Raw genomic sequence first — 20,470 nt, 5'->3', positions numbered from 1 at the left:
AAAGAGGGACGAAAGTGCAGCGAGCGCGTTGTTATCTGTTAGGTGAGACTGCGGTAGTTCTGGAACTGGAGCCGCCCATTACGCTGGCGACTCAAAAACGTATCTGGCGTCTGGCCCAGCGTCTGGTTGATGCACCGAATGTACGTGAAGCGATTCCAGGAATGAACAATATCACGGTGATCTTGCGTGACCCACAAACGCTGGCGCTGGATGCGATTGAACGCCTGCAGCGCTGGTGGGAAGAGAGCGAAGCGCTGGAACCGGATTCGCGTTTTATTGAAATTCCCGTGACTTATGGCGGTGAGTTTGGCCCCGATCTGGCAGAGGTCGCCCGGCACAGTGGATTAAGCGACAAGCAGGTTGTTGAACTTCATGCGTCAGTCGACTATGTGGTGTGGTTTATTGGTTTTCAGCCAGGGTTCCCCTATCTGGGGAGCTTACCTGAACCACTCCATACCCCCAGACGGTCAGAACCGCGTCTGCTTGTTCCGGCAGGTTCTGTAGGTATCGGTGGATCGCAAACGGGGGTCTATCCGCTTGCCACGCCCGGCGGATGGCAATTGATTGGGCGTACCTCCGTGTCGTTATTTGATCCAAAACGAGAAGAGCCGATCCTGTTGCGCGCTGGGGATACCGTGCGTTTTGTTCCGCAGAAGGAGGGAGTATGTTAAACATCATACGTGCGGGCATGTACACCTCGGTCCAGGACGGCGGACGCCACAATTTTCGTCAATCCGGCATCAGCCACTGCGGCGCGCTGGATAAACCGGCGTTAAACGTTGCTAACCTGCTGGTGGGAAATGATGCGAATGCTGCTGCGCTGGAAATCACGCTGGGGCAACTGGTAGTCGAATTTGAAGCCGATGGTTGGTTTGCCCTGACCGGCGCCGGATGCGAAGCGCATCTGGATCGTGCTCCTGTGTGGAGTGGGTGGCGACTGCCGGTGAAAGCGGGACAGCGACTGACGCTAAAACGTCCACATCATGGTATGCGTAGTTATCTGGCGGTTGCGGGCGGATTTGATGTTCCCGAAGTCATGGGCTCGCGCAGCACCGATCTTAAAGTCGGCATTGGCGGGCTGGAGGGGCGTCTGCTGCGTGATGGCGATCGGCTGGCGATTGGGGCATCTACCCGGCAATTCAGCGGACCTCAGGGGGTAAAACAGCTGATGTGGGGAAACCACATTCGCGCGCTGCCCGGGCCTGAATACCAAGAATTTGACGAGGTCTCGCAGGCGTCTTTCTGGCGTTCGCCGTGGCAGCTTAGCCCGCAAAGCAACCGGATGGGCTATCGCCTGCAGGGGCAGCCGTTGACGCGTATGACCGATCGCGAGTTGCTGTCGCATGGCTTACTCCCCGGCGTGGTGCAGGTTCCGCATAATGGTCAACCGATCGTGCTGATGAATGATGCCCAGACGACGGGCGGCTATCCGCGCATCGCCTGTATCATCGAAGCGGATATGTACCATCTGGCGCAGATCCCGCTCGGTCAGCCGATTCATTTTGTGCAGTGTTCGCTGGAGGAAGCGCTTAAGGCGCGCCACGATCAGCAGCGTTACCTGCAACAGTTAACATGGCGACTTAATAATGAAAATTGATCTCAACGCAGACCTCGGTGAGGGCTGTGCTAACGATGCAGCGCTGCTGCAACTGGTGTCGTCAGCTAATATCGCCTGTGGATTTCACGCCGGTGATGCGCAAACCATGCTTTTAAGCGTGCGTGAAGCGCTAAAAAATGGCGTGGCGGTAGGCGCACATCCGAGCTTTCCAGATCGGGAGAATTTTGGCCGTAGCGCCATGACTCTGCCTGTGGAAACGGTTTATGCGCAGACGCTGTATCAAATTGGCGCGCTGGCAGCCATTACGCGTGCGGAAGGCGGCGTGATGCGCCATGTGAAACCCCACGGTATGCTTTATAACCAGGCGGCAAAAGATCCACAGTTGGCGGATGCGATTGCGAAAGCGGTGCATGCCTGCGATCCCTCGCTGGTTCTGGTGGGGCTGGCGGGAAGCGAACTGATTCGCGCCGGGGAACATTATGGCCTGGTGACGCGTCAGGAGGTTTTTGCCGATCGGGGTTATCAGGCTGACGGCAGTCTGGTTCCGCGTAGCCAGCCTGGCGCATTGATTGAGGATGAAGAGCAGGCGCTGGCGCAAACGCTAGAAATGGTGCAATCCGGTAGAGTAAAAAGCCAGAGCGGAACATGGGCGAACGTGACGGCCCAGACGGTATGCATTCATGGGGATGGCGAGCACGCACTCGCTTTTGCCCGTCGCTTGCGCAGCGCATTCGAAGCATGCAATATTCAAATTAGCGCATAATTTTTCATACAAAACAATAATATATTACACAACAACATAAGGGATTTAATTATGGGAGAGGTCATTTCTCTCTGGCCATTGACGGGTATCGCCGTCATTGTGGTCGGATTTCTTTTACGTTTTAACCCGGTATTGGTGGTCATTATTGCCGGGATCGTCACCGGACTGGCGGCGCATATGCCAATCGCTACCATTCTGGAAAAGCTGGGTGAGGGATTTCTCAACACCCGCAACCTGCCGTTTATCCTGCTGATCCCCCTGGCGGTTATTGGTCTGCTGGAGCGTCACGGACTCAAAGAGCGCGCTCAGGCGTGGATTGCCAAAATCCGCAGCGCCACCAGCGGCCGTCTGCTCATTGTCTATCTGTTTATTCGTGAGGCGACCGCCGCCTTAGGACTGACCAGCCTGGGCGGACATCCACAGATGGTGCGTCCGCTGCTGGCGCCAATGGCGGAAGGGGCCGCCGAGAAAAACCACGGTGAGATACCGGGCGCGGTTCGTTATCGTCTGCGCGCCATGTCTGCCGCGACTGATAACGTTGGGCTGTTTTTCGGTGAAGATATCTTTGTTGCCTTCGGTGCCATCATATTCATGCACAATTTTATGCTGGAATCGGGCGGGATCCAGACCGAACCGCTGCATATCGCCCTGTGGGGGATCCCGACGGCAATTTGCGCCTTCCTGATCCACGGCACGCGTCTGTGGCGGCTGGATAGCTATTTGCAGCGTGAAGTGGCGAAAGCGAATGCCGCAGCGAAAGGGGAAGCGAAATGAATTTTCAGCAAAGCTATCTCTACTGGCTGGCAGGCGCGGTATTACTGATTGTGGCGCTGATGTCCTGGCGGGATAAGGCTAACCCGCGTCGCTTAACCACCGGTCTGTTTTGGGGCCTGTACGGCGTTCTCTTTCTGCTTGGCGACTGGACATACTCGCTGTTTGGCGATAAACGCGCGGTGCATATTGCCGTCGGCGTCGCGGTGGTCATACTGGCCCTGATCGCCGGTTTCGGCGGCGTAAAGCTGGGAAGCTACCATCAACGAACGCAGCAACAGCGCGAAGAGAGCGCCAGTCGTCTGGGTAATCGCCTGTTTTTCCCGGCGCTGGCGATCCCGGTGGTAACCGTTATTGGCGTACTGATGTTCAACCATATTCCGGGTTTACAGGATGTGCTGTTTGGGCCGGGTAATCATGCCACGCTGGTGACGCTCTTTTCGATGACCGCAGGTTCGTTGATTGGTCTGGCGATGGCGATAAAAATGACCCATGAGCGGGTGCATCAGCCGATTCAGGAGGCACGCCGACTGCTGGACTCCATCGGTTGGGCATTCATCCTGCCGCAGATCCTGGCCACGCTCGGACTGTTGTTCACTGCGGCGGGCGTCGGCAGCGGCATTTCATATCTGACCCAGGAATATCTGGCGGTGGATAGCCGTTTTATCGCGGTGGCGGTGTACACCATTGGTATGGCCTTGTTGACGATGGTGATGGGCAATGCGTTTGCCGCTTTCCCGATCGTGACCGCGGGAATCGGTATTCCGATCCTCGTACTGCAACACGGTGGTAACCCGGCGGTGATGGCGGCGATTGGTATGTTCTCCGGCTATTGCGGAACATTGATGACGCCAATGGCGGCGAACTTCAATATTGTGCCTGCGGCGCTGCTGGAGCTACCAGACAAAAACGCGGTGATTAAAGCACAGGTGCCAACCGGCATACTGCTGCTGTTGGTTAACGTTTTTCTGATGTATTTCCTGATGTTCCTGTAAGGAGGAAGGATGAAAACAGTACTCATCACGGGATTTGAACCCTTTGGCGGCGAGTCAGTTAACCCTTCCTGGGAAGTGGTCTCGGGCCTCGACAATGCTATCATCGATGGATGCCGTGTCGTTGCCCGCCAGTTGCCGTGCGTCTTTGGCGAGTCTCTCTCCGTACTCAATGCCGCGATTGACGCATTGTCGCCATCGCTGGTGCTGGCGGTGGGGCAGGCGGGTGGCCGAACGGATATCACCGTGGAGCGCGTGGCGATCAATGTTGACGATGCGCGTATTGCGGATAATCAGGGGCAACAGCCGATTGATGTACCGATTGTGGCCGATGGCCCTGCGGCGTGGTTCAGCACATTGCCGATCAAAGCGATGGTTGTCGCCATGCGCAACGCGGGAATTCCGGCCTCGGTTTCTCAGACGGCGGGTACCTTCGTGTGTAACCACGTGATGTATGGCCTGCTGCATAAATTACGCGACGTTCCGGCAGTGAAGGGCGGTTTTATTCATATTCCTTATCTGCCACAACAGGCCGCGCAGCACCCCGGTGCGCCAAGTATGGCGGCGGAAACAGTACGTCGGGCGCTGGAGGTCGCGATTGCCACCGCATTGCAGTTGGAAAGCGATATCGCGGTGACAGGCGGCGCAACACATTAACAAAGGACAGTATTATGCCTGAAGGCCCGGAGATCCGCCGCGCGGCGGATACCCTGGAGACGGCAGTCAAAGGTAAACCTCTGACGGATGTCTGGTTTGCCTTTGAGCAGTTAAAACCGTATCAATCCCAACTCATCGGGCAGAGTGTTACCCAGCTTGAAACGCGGGGTAAAGCCTTGTTGACCCATTTTTCCAATGGCCTGACGCTGTATAGCCACAATCAGCTTTACGGCGTGTGGCGAGTGGTCGATACCGGCAACATGCCGCAAACCACGCGGGTGCTGCGCATCAGGCTGCAAACCGAGGATAAAACTATCCTGCTGTATAGCGCGTCTGACATCGAAATGCTGACGCCAGAGCAGCTCACCACCCATCCATTTCTGCAACGGGTTGGACCGGACGTGCTGGATTTGCGTTTAACGGCCGCAGAGGTAAAAACGCGTCTGCTGTCATCCCGTTTTCGCAATCGCCAGTTTTCCGGTCTGCTGTTGGATCAGGCATTTCTGGCGGGACTAGGTAACTATCTGCGGGTAGAAATTCTCTGGCAGGTGGGGTTGACCGGTCAGCATAAAGCGTCACAGCTTAGCGATGAACAGTTGGATGCGCTGGCGCAAGCGCTACTTGATATTCCTCGCCTGTCGTATAACACTCGCGGCCAGGTCGATGACAATAAGCACCACGGCGCGTTGTTTCGCTTTAAGGTCTTTCATCGGGATGGCGAATCCTGTGAGCGCTGTGGCGGCATCATCGAGAAAACGACACTTTCCTCGCGACCCTTTTACTGGTGTCCGGGCTGCCAGCATTAGGTGGGCTGTCTTGGCGCATGTGCTGAAATAAAACGCGCCACCGCCGGACCGGTCAATAAAATACTGAACAGCCGCAGGGTTTGCATCGCCATGATTAGCGCCATATCGGCGTGGCTGCCAGCGGCAATTACCGCGACGGAATCGACTCCGCCAGGGCTGGTCGCCAGATAGGCGGTGAGAAAGTCGATTTGCATATAATGCGCCAGCCCCCAGGCCATCGCCGCACAAATCGCCATCAGTGAAAAAATGGACAACAGTATTTGCGGCAGTGGCCGCAGCGCCATTAAAAAGATCTGTTTGTCAAAGCCAAGACCGATTTGCCAGCCAATCGCCATATACGCTATCGCCAGTAGCCATTCCGGCAGTTCAATCACCATTATACCGCCTGCGTTTAGCAATGCGCCCGCCAGCATGGGCAGTAACATCACGCCGGAGGGGATACGCAGTAAGCGCCCGGCCACACCAGCAACTGCGGCCAGCAGTATGGTACTTAACAGATTAAGACTCAGCGGTGGAAACCAGACGATTTGCTGGCCGACCGTTTGTGCCTGTTCGCCCATGACAAATCGGGTGACCAGCGCGGCAGCGCCGACCACCAACAGTACGCGCAAATACTGCATAAACGCCACCAGCCGGATGTCAGCGCCATAATCCTGCGCCATCGCAACCATCGCGGCTGCCCCGCCAGGTGATGACCCCCACGCGCCGGTGTTCCCCGGTAGATTGCTGTAGCGAACCAGCAGCCAGCCGATCACCGCGCTGCTAATCAGGGTTGCCAGCAGGATGACAATCACCATCGGCCAGTGTGCCGCAAGTGTCGTTAAAATGGATCCGGTGAGGTTTTGCGCAATCATGCAGCCGAGAATGGCCTGAGCGGCAAGAAATGTGCAGCGGGGAGGCTGCAGGGAGATCCCACGCATACTGAAAATGATACCGACAATCATCGAGCCGAGCAGCAATGCGCCTGGAAGATGTATCAACAGAAAGAACAGGGAAAGAAGGAGTGATAGCAGAAATAGCAGGCTCCACTGCAAAACAGGCATCCCATGCTCCTGAGTGAAATGAGGAAGATCTCAGTAAATCATAGAGAAAACGTGATGAGAATAAAATAATGTGGGTCAAGAATAAACAGACCGGACAGCGGCATTAACACCCTGTCCGGCCTGGAAGATTCAAGGGAGTAGGCCGGACAGGCGAGAGCGCTATCCGGCAGACAATTAACGCTTAATATCAGACTTAAAATCGCGCTTGTCGTAGCCGGTATACAGCTGACGAGGACGAGCGATTTTCATGCCGTCGGTGTGCATTTCATTCCAGTGTGCAATCCAGCCAACGGTACGCGCCATGGCGAAGATCACAGTGAACATGGAGGACGGAATGCCCATCGCTTTCAGAATGATGCCAGAGTAGAAGTCGACGTTCGGGTAGAGTTTCTTCTCGATGAAGTACGGGTCGTTGAGCGCAATGTGCTCAAGCTCCATTGCCACTTCCAGCAGATCATCTTTGGTGCCCAGCTCTTTCAGCACTTCATGGCAGGTTTCACGCATCACGGTGGCGCGCGGGTCATAGTTTTTGTAAACACGGTGACCAAAGCCCATCAGGCGGAAAGAATCATTCTTGTCTTTCGCGCGGCGAACAAATTCCGGAATGTGTTTAACTGAGCTGATTTCTTCCAGCATTTTCAGCGCAGCTTCGTTGGCGCCGCCGTGTGCCGGTCCCCACAGGGAAGCAATACCAGCCGCGATGCAGGCAAACGGGTTCGCGCCAGAAGAACCTGCGGTACGTACGGTAGAGGTCGAGGCGTTCTGTTCGTGGTCAGCGTGCAGGATCAGGATACGGTCCATGGCGCGTTCCAGGATTGGATTAACTTCGTATTTTTCGCACGGCGTGGAGAACATCATGTTCAGGAAGTTACCGGCGTAGGAGAGATCATTGCGCGGGTAAACGAACGGCTGGCCGATGGAGTATTTGTAACACATCGCTGCCATGGTCGGCATTTTGGACAGCAGACGGAAAGCGGCGATTTCACGGTGACGCGCATTATTTACGTCCAGCGAATCGTGATAGAACGCAGCCAGCGCCCCGGTGACACCGCACATAACGGCCATCGGGTGAGAGTCACGGCGGAAACCGTGGAACAGACGCGTGATCTGCTCGTGAATCATGGTATGGCGAGTGACCGTGGTTTTGAACTCGTCGTACTCCTCCTGCGTCGGTTTTTCGCCGTACAGCAGGATATAACACACTTCCAGATAGTTGGACTCGGTCGCCAACTGGTCAATCGGGAAGCCGCGATGCAGCAAAATGCCTTCATCACCATCGATGAACGTAATTTTGGATTCGCAGGATGCGGTAGAGGTGAAACCTGGGTCAAAAGTAAACATCCCCTTTGAGCCAAGGCTACGAATATCAATAACATCTTGACCGAGCGTACCTTTCAGCACATCCAGTTCAATAGCAGCGTCACCATTTAGAGTGATTTTTGCTTTAGTATCAGCCATTTACGGTCTCCTTAGCGCCTTATTACTTAAGACTGCGGAAGTCAGACTTGTTTTCGATACATCAATCAACCGTTACCAGTTTTTTATTCGGCTCGCCGCTCTGCGATAGAGGCGAAAACCAGGGTACAGAGCAATGGGCGCTTGCAGGTAAATCAGTTAACTCATGGTGAAATAGTAACAAATCAACAACTTAGCAATCCGAATTATTTAACCTGTCTATCACTAATAACTGTCCTGAAGGTATTGGTCAATACTTCCACACTGTTACATAACTAAATCTCCGGTGAAAGAGTGACCCCATAACTTTTACGCATTATATGCTTTTTCTGGTGTCGTTTGTAACAACTTTGTTTAATGATTGTCAAATCAGATGATTAAAAATTAAAATAATGTTGTTATCGTGACCTATGTCACTGTTCGGGATAAAACCCGACAAACTATATGTAGGTTAATTGTAATGATTTTGTGAACGTCCTATACTGCCGCCAGGTCTCCGGAATACCCTGCAATCCCGAGCCAACCAGCGTTGTAACGTGTCGTTTTAGCAACTGGAAGCAGTGTTTTATATGACGCGTAGTTATAGTAAGGACGCTGTCTGACCCGCAAGCAGACCGGAGGAAGGAAATCCCGGCGTCTTTCAGACTACAGAAGTCTTATCTTCTGTGCCCGAAGTCCAAAGGGAATAATAAGAACAGCATGTGGGCGTTATTCATGATAAGAAATGTGAAAAAACAAAGACCTGTCAATCTGGATCTGCAAACGATCCGGTTCCCAATCACGGCGATAGCGTCCATTCTCCATCGCGTTTCCGGAGTGATCACCTTCGTGGCGGTCGGGATTCTGTTGTGGTTATTGGGTACCAGCCTTTCCTCCCCTGAAGGTTTCCTCACGGCGTCATCCATTATGAATAACTTCTTTGTGGAGTTAATCATGTGGGGGATCCTGATTGCGCTGGCCTATCACGCCGTAATGGGCATTCGCCATCTGTTGATGGATTTTGGCTATATCGAAGAAACCCTCGAAGCAGGGACACGCTCCGCCAAAATTTGTTTCGTTATCATTGTCGTGCTTTCACTTCTCGCAGGAGTCCTCGTATGGTAAGCAACGCCTCCGCATTAGGACGCAACGGCGTACATGACTTCATTCTGGTCCGTGCTACCGCTATCGTTCTGACGTTATACATCATCTATATGGTCGGCTTCTTCGCCACCAGCGGCGAGTTGACCTTTGAAGTCTGGACCGGTTTCTTCTCATCGGCATTCACCAAAGTCTTCACCCTGCTGGCGCTTTTTTCCATCTTGATTCATGCCTGGATTGGCATGTGGCAGGTGTTGACCGACTACGTTAAACCGCTGGCTGTACGCCTGATTCTGCAACTGGCTATCGTCGTTGCGCTGGTGGTTTACGTCATTTATGGATTTGTTGTGGTGTGGGGTGTGTAATGAAACTGCCAGTCAGAGAATTTGATGCTGTTGTGATTGGTGCCGGTGGCGCAGGTATGCGCGCGGCGCTGCAAATTTCCCAGAGCGGACAGACCTGTGCGCTGCTCTCCAAAGTATTTCCAACCCGTTCCCATACCGTATCCGCGCAGGGTGGCATCACCGTGGCGCTCGGTAATACCCATGAAGATAACTGGGAATGGCACATGTACGACACCGTCAAAGGGTCGGACTACATTGGCGATCAGGACGCAATTGAATATATGTGTAAAACCGGCCCGGAAGCGATTCTGGAGCTGGACCATATGGGCCTGCCGTTCTCTCGTCTCGATAATGGCACCATTTATCAACGTCCGTTTGGCGGTCAGTCGAAAAACTTCGGCGGCGAGCAGGCGGCACGTACCGCCGCAGCGGCAGACCGTACCGGCCACGCGCTACTGCATACCCTGTATCAGCAGAACCTGAAAAACCACACCACCATCTTTTCTGAGTGGTATGCGTTGGACCTGGTAAAGAACGCTGACGGCGCGATTGTCGGTTGTACCGCACTGTGTATCGAAACCGGTGAAGTGGTTTACTTTAAAGCCCGCGCAACCGTACTGGCCACCGGCGGCGCAGGCCGTATTTATCAATCCACTACTAACGCCCACATCAATACCGGTGACGGCGTCGGTATGGCTATCCGCGCTGGCGTGCCGGTGCAGGATATGGAGATGTGGCAGTTCCACCCCACCGGTATCGCCGGCGCGGGCGTGCTGGTCACAGAAGGCTGCCGCGGTGAAGGCGGCTATCTGCTGAACAAACACGGCGAGCGCTTCATGGAGCGTTATGCCCCGAATGCGAAAGATCTGGCGGGTCGTGACGTGGTGGCGCGTTCCATCATGATCGAAATCCGTGAAGGCCGCGGCTGTGATGGCCCGTGGGGGCCGCACGCCAAGCTGAAACTCGATCATCTGGGTAAAGAAGTGCTGGAATCCCGTCTGCCGGGTATCCTCGAACTGTCACGTACGTTTGCCCACGTTGACCCGGTGAAAGAGCCGATCCCGGTAATTCCTACCTGCCACTACATGATGGGCGGTATCCCGACCAAAGTAACCGGCCAGGCGCTGACCGTAAACGAGCAGGGCGAAGATGTGGTGATTCCGGGGCTGTTTGCGGTAGGCGAAATCGCCTGCGTATCGGTTCACGGCGCCAACCGTCTGGGCGGCAACTCGCTGCTGGATCTGGTGGTCTTTGGTCGTGCGGTGGGTCTGCATCTGCAGGAATCTATCGCGGAACAGGGCGACCTGCTGGATGTGACGGAAGACGAGATCGATGCTTCTCTGGCCCGTCTGAATCGCTGGAACGGCAACCGTAACGGCGAAGATCCAGTGGCCATTCGCAAAGCGCTGCAGGAATGTATGCAGCATAACTTCTCGGTATTCCGCGAAGGCGATGCGATGGCGAAAGGACTGGAAGAGCTGAAAGCGATTCGTGAGCGTCTGAAAAACGCCCGTCTGGATGATACCTCCAGTGAATTTAACACCCAGCGCGTTGAGTGTCTGGAGCTGGATAACCTGATGGAAACCGCTTACGCCACCGCAGTCTCTGCAAACTTCCGTACCGAAAGCCGTGGCGCGCATAGCCGCTTCGACTTCCCGGAACGTGATGATGAAAACTGGCTGTGCCATTCCCTGTATCTGCCAGAGTCGGAAACCATGACGCGACGTCAAGTCAATATGGAACCGAAGCTGCGCCCGGCATTCCCGCCGAAGATTCGTACTTATTAATGCGGAGACAGGACAATGAAACTCGAGTTTTCAGTTTATCGCTATAACCCGGATGTTGACGATGCTCCGCGTATGCAGGATTACACCCTGGAGGCGGAAGAAGGGCGCGACATGATGCTGCTGGATGCGTTAATGCAGCTGAAAGAAAAAGATCCGTCGCTATCGTTTCGTCGCTCCTGCCGTGAAGGGGTCTGCGGCTCCGACGGTCTGAACATGAACGGCAAAAATGGACTGGCCTGTATCACACCTGTTTCTGCGCTGAATCAGCCGGGCAAGAAGATTGTCATTCGCCCGCTGCCGGGTTTACCGGTTGTGCGCGATTTGGTGGTAGACATGGGACAATTCTACGCACAGTATGAGAAGATTAAGCCTTACTTGTTGAATAATGGGAAAAATCCACCGGCTCGTGAGCATTTACAAATGCCAGAGCAGCGTGAGAAGCTCGATGGGCTGTATGAATGTATTTTGTGTGCATGCTGCTCAACGTCCTGCCCATCATTCTGGTGGAATCCGGACAAATTCATCGGTCCGGCAGGTCTGCTGGCCGCGTATCGCTTCCTGATTGACAGCCGCGATACCGAGACCGACAGCCGCCTGGAAGGTTTAAGTGATGCTTTCAGCGTATTCCGCTGTCACAGCATCATGAACTGCGTCAGCGTATGTCCTAAGGGGCTGAACCCGACGCGTGCTATCGGCCATATTAAGTCGATGCTGCTCAAGCGTAGTGCGTAAGTTGTTGTAGTGGTTGCCGGATGGCGACGTACCGTCTTATCCGGCCTACGGGTTACGTACCTTGTAGGCCTGATAAGTGAAGCGCCATCAGGCAAATTGTTAATGTAGGAAACCTCTAAAAACTGCCACATGATTAGACAGTTTTTAAAGGTTCCTTCGCGAGCCAAACAAAAAGAGCTCGCAAGTGAACCCCGGCACGCACATCGGTGTGCGTGGTAGTATCCACGGCGAAGTAAGCATACAAATGCTTAAGGGATCACGATGCAGAACAGCGCTTTGAAAGCCTGGTTGGACTCTTCTTACCTCTCTGGCTCGAACCAGAGCTGGATAGAACAGCTCTATGAAGACTTCTTAACCGACCCTGACTCGGTAGATGCTAACTGGCGTTCGACGTTCCAGCAGTTACCTGGCACCGGAGTCAAACCGGATCAACTCCACTCAAAAACACGTGATTATTTCCGTCGGCAGGCGTTGATTACCCCACGTTACTCTTCTTCTATTTCCGACCCTGATGCCAATGTGAAGCAGGTTAAAGTCCTGCAGCTCATTAACGCCTACCGTTTCCGCGGTCATCAACATGCGAATCTTGATCCGCTGGGACTGTGGCAACAAGAGAAAGTGGCCGATCTGGATCCGTCTTTCCACGATCTGACCGATGCGGATTTCCAGGAAAGCTTTAACGTAGGTTCTTTTGCCGGCGGCAAAGACACCATGAAGCTGAGCGACCTGGTTGTTGCGCTGAAACAAACCTACTGCGGTCCGATTGGCGCCGAGTATATGCACATCACCAGCACCGAAGAAAAACGCTGGCTTCAGCAGCGCATCGAGTCTGGCCGTGCCGCGTTCAGTAGCGAAGAGAAAAAACGCTTCCTCAGCGAACTGACCGCTGCGGAAGGCCTGGAACGTTACCTGGGCGCGAAGTTCCCGGGCGCGAAACGCTTCTCGCTGGAAGGCGGTGATGCGTTAATCCCGATGCTCAAAGAGATGATCCGCCACGCGGGCAACAGCGGTACGCGTGAAGTGGTGCTGGGCATGGCGCACCGTGGTCGTCTGAACGTACTGGTCAACGTGCTGGGTAAAAAGCCACAGGATTTGTTCGACGAATTCGCGGGCAAACATAAAGAACACCTCGGCACTGGCGACGTGAAGTACCACATGGGCTTCTCATCGGATATCGAAACCGAAGGCGGTCTGGTACACCTGGCGCTGGCGTTTAACCCGTCGCACCTGGAAATTGTTAGCCCGGTGGTAATCGGTTCCGTCCGTGCGCGTCTGGATCGTCTGGATGAGCCGAGCAGCAATAAAGTCCTGCCTATCACCATTCACGGCGATGCGGCAGTCACCGGGCAGGGCGTGGTTCAGGAAACCCTGAACATGTCGAAAGCGCGTGGTTACGAAGTGGGCGGTACCGTTCGCATCGTTATCAACAACCAGGTGGGCTTCACCACCTCTAACCCGTTGGATGCGCGTTCTACCCCATACTGCACCGACATCGGTAAGATGGTTCAGGCGCCGATTTTCCACGTCAACGCGGATGACCCGGAAGCGGTCGCTTTCGTCACGCGTCTGGCGCTGGACTTCCGTAATACCTTCAAACGCGATGTCTTCATCGATCTGGTGTGCTACCGCCGTCACGGCCACAACGAAGCCGACGAGCCGAGCGCAACCCAGCCGCTGATGTATCAGAAAATCAAAAAGCATCCGACGCCGCGCAAAATCTACGCCGACAAGCTGGAAGCGGACAAAGTCGCCACGCTGGAAGATGCGACCGAAATGGTCAACCTGTATCGCGATGCGCTGGATGCTGGCGAGTGTGTAGTGAAAGAGTGGCGTCCAATGAACATGCACTCCTTCACCTGGTCGCCATATCTCAACCACGAATGGGACGAAAGCTACCCGAACAAAGTTGAGATGAAGCGTCTGCAGGAGCTGGCTAAACGCATCAGCACTGTCCCTGAAGCGGTTGAAATGCAGTCGCGCGTTGCCAAAATTTACGGCGATCGTCAGGCCATGGCCGCAGGCGAGAAGCTGTTCGACTGGGGTGGCGCAGAGAATCTGGCTTACGCCACGCTGGTTGACGAAGGCATTCCGGTTCGTCTGTCGGGTGAAGACTCCGGTCGCGGAACCTTCTTCCACCGTCACGCGGTAATTCATAACCAGGCGAACGGTTCAACCTACACGCCGCTGCAGCATGTGCATAACGGCCAGGGCACGTTCCGCGTATGGGACTCCGTACTGTCTGAAGAAGCAGTGCTGGCGTTTGAATACGGCTATGCCACGGCGGAACCGCGCACGCTGACCATCTGGGAAGCGCAGTTCGGTGACTTCGCCAACGGTGCTCAGGTCGTTATCGACCAGTTCATCTCTTCCGGCGAACAGAAATGGGGTCGTATGTGCGGTCTGGTTATGCTGCTGCCACACGGCTACGAAGGTCAGGGTCCGGAGCACTCCTCCGCGCGTCTGGAACGTTATCTGCAACTTTGCGCTGAGCAAAACATGCAGGTTTGCGTCCCGTCTACCCCGGCACAGGTGTACCACATGCTGCGTCGTCAGGCGCTGCGCGGTATGCGCCGTCCACTGGTGGTGATGTCGCCGAAGTCGCTGCTGCGCCATCCGCTGGCGGTCTCAACGCTGGATGAACTGGCAAATGGCACCTTCCTGCCGGCCATTGGCGAAGTCGATGAGCTTGATCCGAAAGGCGTGAAGCGTGTCGTGATGTGTTCTGGTAAGGTTTATTACGACCTGCTGGAGCAACGCCGCAAGAATGATCAAAAAGATGTTGCCATTGTGCGCATCGAACAGCTCTATCCGTTCCCGCATAAAGCGGTACAGGAAGCGCTGAAACCGTTCGCTCACGTACATGATTTTGTCTGGTGCCAGGAAGAGCCGCTCAACCAGGGCGCATGGTATTGCAGTCAGCATCATTTCCGTGAAGTGATTCCATTTGGGTCCGCTCTGCGTTATGCAGGTCGCCCGGCCTCTGCCTCTCCGGCAGTAGGGTATATGTCCGTTCACCAGAAACAGCAACAAGATCTGGTTAATGACGCGCTGAACGTCGATTAAATAAAGGATAAATAATGAGTAGCGTAGATATTCTTGTTCCCGACCTGCCTGAATCCGTAGCGGATGCAACGGTTGCAACCTGGCACAAAAAACCGGGCGATGCAGTACGTCGTGATGAAGTACTGGTAGAAATCGAAACTGACAAAGTGGTACTGGAAGTACCGGCATCAGCGGACGGTATCCTTGATGCGGTTCTGGAAGATGAAGGGACAACCGTCACCTCTCGCCAGATCCTCGGTCGCCTGCGTGAAGGCAACAGCGCGGGTAAAGAAACCAGCGCCAAGTCTGAAGAGAAAGATTCGACTCCGGCACAGCGCCAGCAGGCGTCGCTTACTGAGCAGAACAACGATGCCCTGAGCCCGGCGATCCGTCGCCTGCTCGGTGAACATAACCTCGAAGCCAGCGCCATCAAAGGCACTGGCGTCGGTGGCCGCATCACCCGCGAAGATGTGGAAAAGCATCTGGCCAAAGCGCCGGCAGCAACAGCCGAAGCCAAAGCACCAGCCGCCGCGCCTGCGCCTCAGCCTCAACTGGGTGCGCGTGGCGAAAAACGTGTTCCGATGACTCGTCTGCGCAAACGCGTAGCCGAACGTCTGCTGGAAGCGAAAAACTCCACCGCCATGCTGACGACGTTCAACGAAGTCAACATGAAGCCGATTATGGACCTGCGTAAGCAGTACGGCGACGCGTTCGAGAAACGCCACGGTATCCGTCTGGGCTTTATGTCTTTCTACGTGAAAGCGGTGGTTGAAGCGCTGAAACGCTATCCGGAAGTCAACGCCTCTATCGATGGCGATGACGTGGTGTACCACAACTACTTTGATGTCAGCATGGCGGTCTCCACGCCGCGCGGCCTGGTAACGCCGGTCCTGCGTGATGTGGATCTGCTGGGTATGGCTGACATTGAGAAGAACATTAAAGAGCTGGCAGTAAAAGGTCGCGACGGCAAGTTGACGGTTGAAGATCTGACGGGCGGTAACTTCACCATCACTAATGGCGGTGTGTTCGGTTCCCTGATGTCTACGCCGATTATCAACCCACCGCAGAGCGCCATCCTGGGTATGCATGCCATCAAAGATCGTCCGATGGCGGTAGACGGCAAGGTTGAAATCCTGCCGATGATGTATCTGGCGCTGTCTTACGATCACCGTCTGATCGATGGTCGTGAGTCAGTAGGCTTCCTGGTAACCATTAAAGAGTTGCTGGAAGATCCAACGCGTCTGCTGCTGGACGTGTAACGAAAAAGAGTATCACCTGCCCCGTAGGTCTGGACGCCTTATCAGGCCTACGGGTAAAAGATAACGATTACCTGAAGGATGGACAGAACACATGAACTTACATGAATATCAGGCAAAACAACTTTTTGCCCGCTATGGCTTACCGGCACCGGTGGGTTATGCCTGTAATACTCCGCGTGAAGCTGAAGAAGCCGCATCTAAAATCGGCGCAGGCCCGTGGGTAGTGAAATGTCAGGTTCACGCTGGTGGCCGTGGTAAAGCGGGCGGTGTGAAGGTTGTTAACAGCAAAGAAGACATTCGCGCTTTTGCTGAGCACTGGCTGGGGAAACGTCTGGTGACTTACCAGACAGACGCGAATGGCCAACCGGTAAATCAGATCCTGGTTGAAGCGGCGACCGATATCGGTAAAGAACTTTACCTCGGCGCAGTGGTTGACCGTAGCTCCCGTCGCGTGGTCTTTATGGCCTCTACCGAAGGCGGCGTGGAAATTGAAAAAGTGGCGGAAGAAACCCCACACCTGATCCACAAAGTGGCGCTGGATCCACTGGCAGGCCCGATGCCTTACCAGGGACGCGAGCTGGCGTTCAAACTGGGTCTGGAAGGTAAACAGGTTCAGCAGTTCACCAAGATCTTCATGGGCCTGGCGACTATCTTCCTGGAGCGTGACCTGGCGCTGATCGAAATCAACCCGCTGGTAGTGACCAAACAGGGCGACCTGATCTGCCTCGACGGCAAACTGGGCGCTGACGGCAACGCGCTGTTCCGCCAGGCTGACCTGCGTGAAATGCGCGACCAGTCTCAGGAAGATCCGCGTGAAGCGCAGGCGGCACAGTGGGAACTGAACTACGTTGCGCTGGACGGCAACATCGGCTGTATGGTTAACGGCGCGGGCCTGGCAATGGGCACCATGGATATCGTTAAACTGCACGGCGGCGAACCGGCTAACTTCCTCGACGTGGGCGGCGGCGCGACCAAAGAGCGCGTGACCGAAGCGTTCAAAATCATCCTCTCCGATGACAATGTAAAAGCCGTACTGGTTAACATCTTCGGCGGTATCGTACGTTGCGACCTGATCGCTGACGGTATCATCGGCGCGGTAGCGGAAGTGGGCGTTAACGTTCCGGTTGTCGTTCGTCTGGAAGGCAACAACGCCGAACTCGGCGCGAAAAAACTGGCTGATAGCGGCCTGAATATTATTGCAGCGAAAAGTCTGACGGATGCAGCTCAGCAGGTTGTTGCCGCAGTGGAGGGGAAATAATGTCAGTTTTAATTAATAAAGATACCAAGGTTATCTGCCAGGGCTTCACCGGTAGCCAGGGGACATTCCACTCCGAACAGGCGATTGCTTACGGTACGCAGATGGTTGGCGGCGTAACGCCAGGCAAAGGCGGCACCACTCACCTGGGTCTGCCGGTGTTTAACACCGTGCGTGAAGCGGTAGAAGCGACCGGCGCAACCGCCACCGTGATCTACGTTCCGGCGCCGTTCTGCAAAGACTCCATCCTGGAAGCAATTGATGCAGGCATCAAACTGATTATCACCATCACCGAAGGTATCCCGACGCTGGATATGCTGACCGTGAAGGTGAAGCTGGACGAAGCGGGCGTGCGCATGATCGGCCCGAACTGCCCAGGCGTGATCACCCCGGGCGAATGCAAAATCGGCATCATGCCGGGTCACATTCACAAGCCGGGTAAAGTGGGTATCGTTTCCCGTTCCGGTACGCTGACCTATGAAGCGGTTAAGCAGACCACCGATTACGGTTTCGGCCAGTCCACCTGTGTCGGTATCGGCGGTGACCCGATTCCGGGCTCTAACTTCATCGACATTCTGAAGCTGTTCCAGGAAGATCCGCAGACTGAAGCGATCGTGATGATCGGCGAGATCGGCGGTAGCGCGGAAGAAGAAGCGGCGGCGTACATTAAAGATCACGTCACCAAGCCGGTTGTCGGCTACATCGCGGGCGTCACCGCGCCGAAAGGAAAACGTATGGGCCACGCCGGTGCGATCATCGCCGGTGGTAAAGGTACCGCTGACGAGAAATTCGCGGCTTTGGAAGCTGCTGGCGTGAAAACCGTTCGCAGCCTGGCCGATATCGGCGAAGCGCTGAAAACCGTTATTAAGTAAGAAGTAAAAAAACAGCCCTGACTATCTGCATGGTCAAGGGCTGGTCCCGTTTCGACATGGTTGGCCATCTGATGATGGCCTTTTTTGTTTTCTACCGTCTATTCTCTTGCGATTCGATCATAATCATATTCATAAATGAGATTATTTTTTGCGGTCAGCATCATTCTTTCTCTTGATTAAATTCTGCATATTACCGGCTTTAATATCATGAGTGCCGGAGGAGAGCGTGCCGCTGAAAATCCAGAATGACTATTTACACGTTTTTTTCTCAATAGCTGAAGTATTTTCTCGCGCGACCGGGTTAGCCGCGGTCGTGATTGATATTCACGGCAAGGCACTGTCGGATTGTCATAATTTTAATTCGTTCTGCACATTAATGCGGGCGGATGAGCGGTATCGTGTAGGTTGCGAAAAATGCGATAAGCAGTGCGCTTTTGAGGGGCTAAAACAGCTTAAACCCAGAATACTCACCTGTCATGCAGGGTTAAGTTTGTTCTCGATGCCAATAATTAATGAAGGGCATCTTTATGGTTTTATTGTTTGCGGGCAGGTCCGGTCAAAGTATCAGGAATATAAAACTATCGTAATTAATAATAAATTTTCATGGATGGATGACCCAAAAATAAAAGCTGAATGGGGTCAGGTTGCGGTAGTGGATAATAATACGCTGGTGGCATCGGCTAATTTGTTAAGTTTTATTGTTGATAACTTTGAGCAAGAGCGACAATCCGATCAGATATTCACCCCGCCGACCCGTTACGTTCGTCATTATTTCACTGAACCTTCTCGTCATGAGAAAAAACTTCTGGCGGCACTGCGTTATATTGATGAAAATTTATATGGTGAATTATCCCTGGAATCCGTAGCGGCGCATGTGTGCTTAAGCGCGAACTATTTCAGCCGATTTTTTAAGAAGCGGCAGGGCGTTAATTTTAAAACCTGGGTGAATCAGAAAAAAATGCAAAAAGCGGGGGAGTTGTTGCACGATCCCGTGCACTCAATAGACAGTATTGCCCGGAAACTTCAATACGCGCAAACCAGCTACTTTTGCCGCGTTTTCAGGGCGGCGCATCAAACGTCGCCCCAGTCTTTTCGTCATGCCAGACTTTCGCAGTAAAGATCTTCTGCCATGGTGATGGCTTCCGGTATAAAAGAGAGTCGATCGCTCAGGGTCACCACCTCGCCAATAACAATCAGCGCAGGTGGAGCAATGTTAGCCTCCTGCGCTTTGCTCAGTAATGAACCGAGCGTACAGGTTAGTCGGCGTTGATTCTCTCGGGTGGCGGACATAATTAGCGCTGCGGGTGTATCTGCTGATTTACCGCCCATCAACAGTTCTTCGCAAATAAACGCCAGATTGGCGATTCCCATGACGATAACCAGCGTGCCATTTAGCTTCGCCAGTTGACGCCAGTCCTGCTGCTGGTTGCCTTCCCGCGTATGGCCTGTCACCACGTGAAAACCGGAGGCGAAATCGCGATGCGTCACCGGGATCCCGGCATAGGCCAGGCCGCCGATGGTAGAACTGATACCCGGCACAACTTCAAATGGGATACCCGCTTCAACAAGATCTTCAACTTCTTCGGCCCCACGACCAAACACATAGGGATCGCCCCCTTTCAGGCGTACGATGTTGTTATGTGTTTGGGCATACTGGACCAGTAATGCGTTAATTTCATCCTGGGGAACACAATGAAAGCCGGGATTTTTGCCGACATTGATAAGCTGGCAATCAGGTAATGCCCATTCCAAAATTTTGGGATTGACCAGCCGATCGTAAATAATGACATCAGCCTGTTTAATGCACATCATCGCTTTGAGGGTGAGCAATGAAATATCACCGGGACCTGCTCCAACGAGCCAGACCTTTCCGAAAGTTTTCACATTGTGTCCTTTATCACGTCTAACAAAAAAAGGCAGAAACTACATCAAGGAATGATTAAAAGCAGTCGTTTGCCCGTAAGTTATAACGTGAAATTATCTAAAATTATCGCATGGATAATATTGATTAATCTCGCAAAGTTTTTTCTGCAATAAACAAGTTAACTTGAAAA

General features: G+C 53.9%; 19 protein-coding genes and 1 pseudogene. 16 read left to right on the top strand and 4 right to left on the bottom strand.

Annotated elements, in window-relative coordinates:
* Positions 1 to 14: 14 nt before the first annotated feature.
* Genes pxpB through nei form a run of 7 tightly spaced genes read left to right on the top strand, consistent with a single transcriptional unit; the run spans position 15 to position 5,547 of the window.
* Positions 15 to 671 (top strand): 5-oxoprolinase subunit PxpB, encoded by a 657-nt coding sequence (gene pxpB, locus AC534G_RS17605; RefSeq protein WP_038638862.1) that lies wholly within the window; start codon positions 15 to 17, stop codon positions 669 to 671.
* Positions 665 to 1,597, top strand: a complete 933-nt coding sequence (pxpC, locus tag AC534G_RS17600; RefSeq protein ID WP_038638865.1) for a 5-oxoprolinase subunit PxpC — start codon at positions 665 to 667, stop codon at positions 1,595 to 1,597. The genes pxpB and pxpC overlap by 7 nt, the downstream gene beginning before the upstream one ends.
* Positions 1,587 to 2,321 (top strand): 5-oxoprolinase subunit PxpA, encoded by a 735-nt coding sequence (gene pxpA / locus AC534G_RS17595; RefSeq protein ID WP_069323175.1) that lies wholly within the window; start codon positions 1,587 to 1,589, stop codon positions 2,319 to 2,321. Before pxpC ends, pxpA begins: the two co-directional genes overlap by 11 nt.
* 51 nt (positions 2,322 to 2,372) lie before the next feature.
* The gene (locus tag AC534G_RS17590) at positions 2,373 to 3,095 is read left to right on the top strand and encodes a DUF969 domain-containing protein (protein WP_003831395.1); all 723 of its coding nucleotides are present in this window, start codon (positions 2,373 to 2,375) and stop codon (positions 3,093 to 3,095) included.
* Positions 3,092 to 4,087 carry a DUF979 domain-containing protein gene (locus tag AC534G_RS17585; RefSeq protein ID WP_199981176.1) on the top strand — a complete coding sequence of 332 codons (996 nt, stop codon included), beginning with the start codon at positions 3,092 to 3,094 and terminating at the stop codon, positions 4,085 to 4,087. The genes AC534G_RS17590 and AC534G_RS17585 overlap by 4 nt, the downstream gene beginning before the upstream one ends.
* Before the next feature lie 9 nt (positions 4,088 to 4,096).
* Positions 4,097 to 4,741 (top strand): pyroglutamyl-peptidase I, encoded by a 645-nt coding sequence (gene pcp, locus AC534G_RS17580; RefSeq protein ID WP_038638875.1) that lies wholly within the window; start codon positions 4,097 to 4,099, stop codon positions 4,739 to 4,741.
* Positions 4,742 to 4,755: 14 nt separating this feature from the next.
* Positions 4,756 to 5,547: an endonuclease VIII gene (nei, locus tag AC534G_RS17575; protein WP_110498557.1), complete on the top strand. Its 792-nt coding sequence runs from the start codon at positions 4,756 to 4,758 to the stop codon at positions 5,545 to 5,547.
* On the opposite strand, the gene AC534G_RS17570 is transcribed toward nei, so the two are convergent.
* The 3 genes and pseudogenes from AC534G_RS17570 to AC534G_RS17560 form a co-directional block, all read right to left on the bottom strand.
* On the bottom strand, positions 5,544 to 6,590 hold the full coding sequence (locus AC534G_RS17570; RefSeq protein ID WP_038638880.1) for an AbrB family transcriptional regulator: 1,047 nt from the start codon (positions 6,588 to 6,590) through the stop codon (positions 5,544 to 5,546). The genes nei and AC534G_RS17570 overlap by 4 nt on opposite strands.
* Positions 6,591 to 6,764: 174 nt before the next feature.
* Positions 6,765 to 8,048, bottom strand: coding sequence for a citrate synthase (locus AC534G_RS17565; RefSeq protein ID WP_006685463.1), 1,284 nt, complete (start codon positions 8,046 to 8,048; stop codon positions 6,765 to 6,767).
* Positions 8,049 to 8,251: 203 nt separating this feature from the next.
* Positions 8,252 to 8,362 (bottom strand): annotated as a pseudogene (locus AC534G_RS17560) (hypothetical protein).
* Between the two features lie 382 nt (positions 8,363 to 8,744).
* Between AC534G_RS17560 and sdhC the strand changes: the two are divergent.
* The 9 genes from sdhC (at position 8,745) to AC534G_RS17515 (ending at position 19,533) form a co-directional block, all read left to right on the top strand.
* Positions 8,745 to 9,149, top strand: coding sequence for a succinate dehydrogenase cytochrome b556 subunit (gene sdhC, locus AC534G_RS17555; protein WP_042309715.1), 405 nt, complete (start codon positions 8,745 to 8,747; stop codon positions 9,147 to 9,149).
* Complete coding sequence (sdhD, locus tag AC534G_RS17550; protein WP_005122550.1) at positions 9,143 to 9,490, top strand: succinate dehydrogenase membrane anchor subunit; 348 nt, start codon at positions 9,143 to 9,145, stop codon at positions 9,488 to 9,490. Before sdhC ends, sdhD begins: the two co-directional genes overlap by 7 nt.
* Entirely contained in the window at positions 9,490 to 11,256 is a 1,767-nt protein-coding gene (gene sdhA, locus AC534G_RS17545) for a succinate dehydrogenase flavoprotein subunit (RefSeq protein WP_110498556.1), read from the top strand. Before sdhD ends, sdhA begins: the two co-directional genes overlap by 1 nt.
* A gap of 15 nt (positions 11,257 to 11,271) precedes the next feature.
* On the top strand, positions 11,272 to 11,988 hold the full coding sequence (sdhB, locus tag AC534G_RS17540) for a succinate dehydrogenase iron-sulfur subunit SdhB (protein ID WP_038638888.1): 717 nt from the start codon (positions 11,272 to 11,274) through the stop codon (positions 11,986 to 11,988).
* A gap of 261 nt (positions 11,989 to 12,249) precedes the next feature.
* The gene (sucA, locus tag AC534G_RS17535) at positions 12,250 to 15,051 is read left to right on the top strand and encodes a 2-oxoglutarate dehydrogenase E1 component (RefSeq protein WP_038638891.1); all 2,802 of its coding nucleotides are present in this window, start codon (positions 12,250 to 12,252) and stop codon (positions 15,049 to 15,051) included.
* 14 nt (positions 15,052 to 15,065) lie between these two features.
* Positions 15,066 to 16,289: a 2-oxoglutarate dehydrogenase complex dihydrolipoyllysine-residue succinyltransferase gene (odhB, locus tag AC534G_RS17530; RefSeq protein ID WP_038638894.1), complete on the top strand. Its 1,224-nt coding sequence runs from the start codon at positions 15,066 to 15,068 to the stop codon at positions 16,287 to 16,289.
* Between the two features lie 91 nt (positions 16,290 to 16,380).
* The gene (gene sucC, locus AC534G_RS17525) at positions 16,381 to 17,547 is read left to right on the top strand and encodes an ADP-forming succinate--CoA ligase subunit beta (RefSeq protein WP_038638897.1); all 1,167 of its coding nucleotides are present in this window, start codon (positions 16,381 to 16,383) and stop codon (positions 17,545 to 17,547) included.
* Positions 17,547 to 18,416 (top strand): succinate--CoA ligase subunit alpha, encoded by an 870-nt coding sequence (gene sucD / locus AC534G_RS17520; RefSeq protein ID WP_003022929.1) that lies wholly within the window; start codon positions 17,547 to 17,549, stop codon positions 18,414 to 18,416. Before sucC ends, sucD begins: the two co-directional genes overlap by 1 nt.
* Before the next feature lie 226 nt (positions 18,417 to 18,642).
* Complete coding sequence (locus tag AC534G_RS17515) at positions 18,643 to 19,533, top strand: PocR ligand-binding domain-containing protein (protein ID WP_110498555.1); 891 nt, start codon at positions 18,643 to 18,645, stop codon at positions 19,531 to 19,533.
* On the opposite strand, the gene cobA is transcribed toward AC534G_RS17515, so the two are convergent.
* Complete coding sequence (cobA, locus tag AC534G_RS17510) at positions 19,512 to 20,300, bottom strand: uroporphyrinogen-III C-methyltransferase (protein ID WP_199981177.1); 789 nt, start codon at positions 20,298 to 20,300, stop codon at positions 19,512 to 19,514. The two genes, AC534G_RS17515 and cobA, sit on opposite strands and share 22 nt — an antisense overlap.
* Positions 20,301 to 20,470: the final 170 nt, after the last annotated feature.

Source organism: Citrobacter sp. CRE-46 (assembly GCF_059615875.1).
Note: the sequence above shows the minus strand (reverse complement) of the source record. Positions and strands in the feature narration are given on the sequence as shown.

Coding starts and splice junctions, on each gene's coding strand:
- pxpC (WP_038638865.1), top strand. CDS start 665: ATGTTAAACATCATACGTGCGGGCATGTACACCTCGGTCCAGGACGGC.
- pxpA (WP_069323175.1), top strand. CDS start 1,587: ATGAAAATTGATCTCAACGCAGACCTCGGTGAGGGCTGTGCTAACGAT.
- AC534G_RS17590 (WP_003831395.1), top strand. CDS start 2,373: ATGGGAGAGGTCATTTCTCTCTGGCCATTGACGGGTATCGCCGTCATT.
- AC534G_RS17585 (WP_199981176.1), top strand. CDS start 3,092: ATGAATTTTCAGCAAAGCTATCTCTACTGGCTGGCAGGCGCGGTATTA.
- pcp (WP_038638875.1), top strand. CDS start 4,097: ATGAAAACAGTACTCATCACGGGATTTGAACCCTTTGGCGGCGAGTCA.
- nei (WP_110498557.1), top strand. CDS start 4,756: ATGCCTGAAGGCCCGGAGATCCGCCGCGCGGCGGATACCCTGGAGACG.
- AC534G_RS17570 (WP_038638880.1), bottom strand. CDS start 6,590: ATGCCTGTTTTGCAGTGGAGCCTGCTATTTCTGCTATCACTCCTTCTT.
- AC534G_RS17565 (WP_006685463.1), bottom strand. CDS start 8,048: ATGGCTGATACTAAAGCAAAAATCACTCTAAATGGTGACGCTGCTATT.
- sdhC (WP_042309715.1), top strand. CDS start 8,745: ATGTGGGCGTTATTCATGATAAGAAATGTGAAAAAACAAAGACCTGTC.
- sdhD (WP_005122550.1), top strand. CDS start 9,143: ATGGTAAGCAACGCCTCCGCATTAGGACGCAACGGCGTACATGACTTC.
- sdhA (WP_110498556.1), top strand. CDS start 9,490: ATGAAACTGCCAGTCAGAGAATTTGATGCTGTTGTGATTGGTGCCGGT.
- sdhB (WP_038638888.1), top strand. CDS start 11,272: ATGAAACTCGAGTTTTCAGTTTATCGCTATAACCCGGATGTTGACGAT.
- sucA (WP_038638891.1), top strand. CDS start 12,250: ATGCAGAACAGCGCTTTGAAAGCCTGGTTGGACTCTTCTTACCTCTCT.
- odhB (WP_038638894.1), top strand. CDS start 15,066: ATGAGTAGCGTAGATATTCTTGTTCCCGACCTGCCTGAATCCGTAGCG.
- sucC (WP_038638897.1), top strand. CDS start 16,381: ATGAACTTACATGAATATCAGGCAAAACAACTTTTTGCCCGCTATGGC.
- sucD (WP_003022929.1), top strand. CDS start 17,547: ATGTCAGTTTTAATTAATAAAGATACCAAGGTTATCTGCCAGGGCTTC.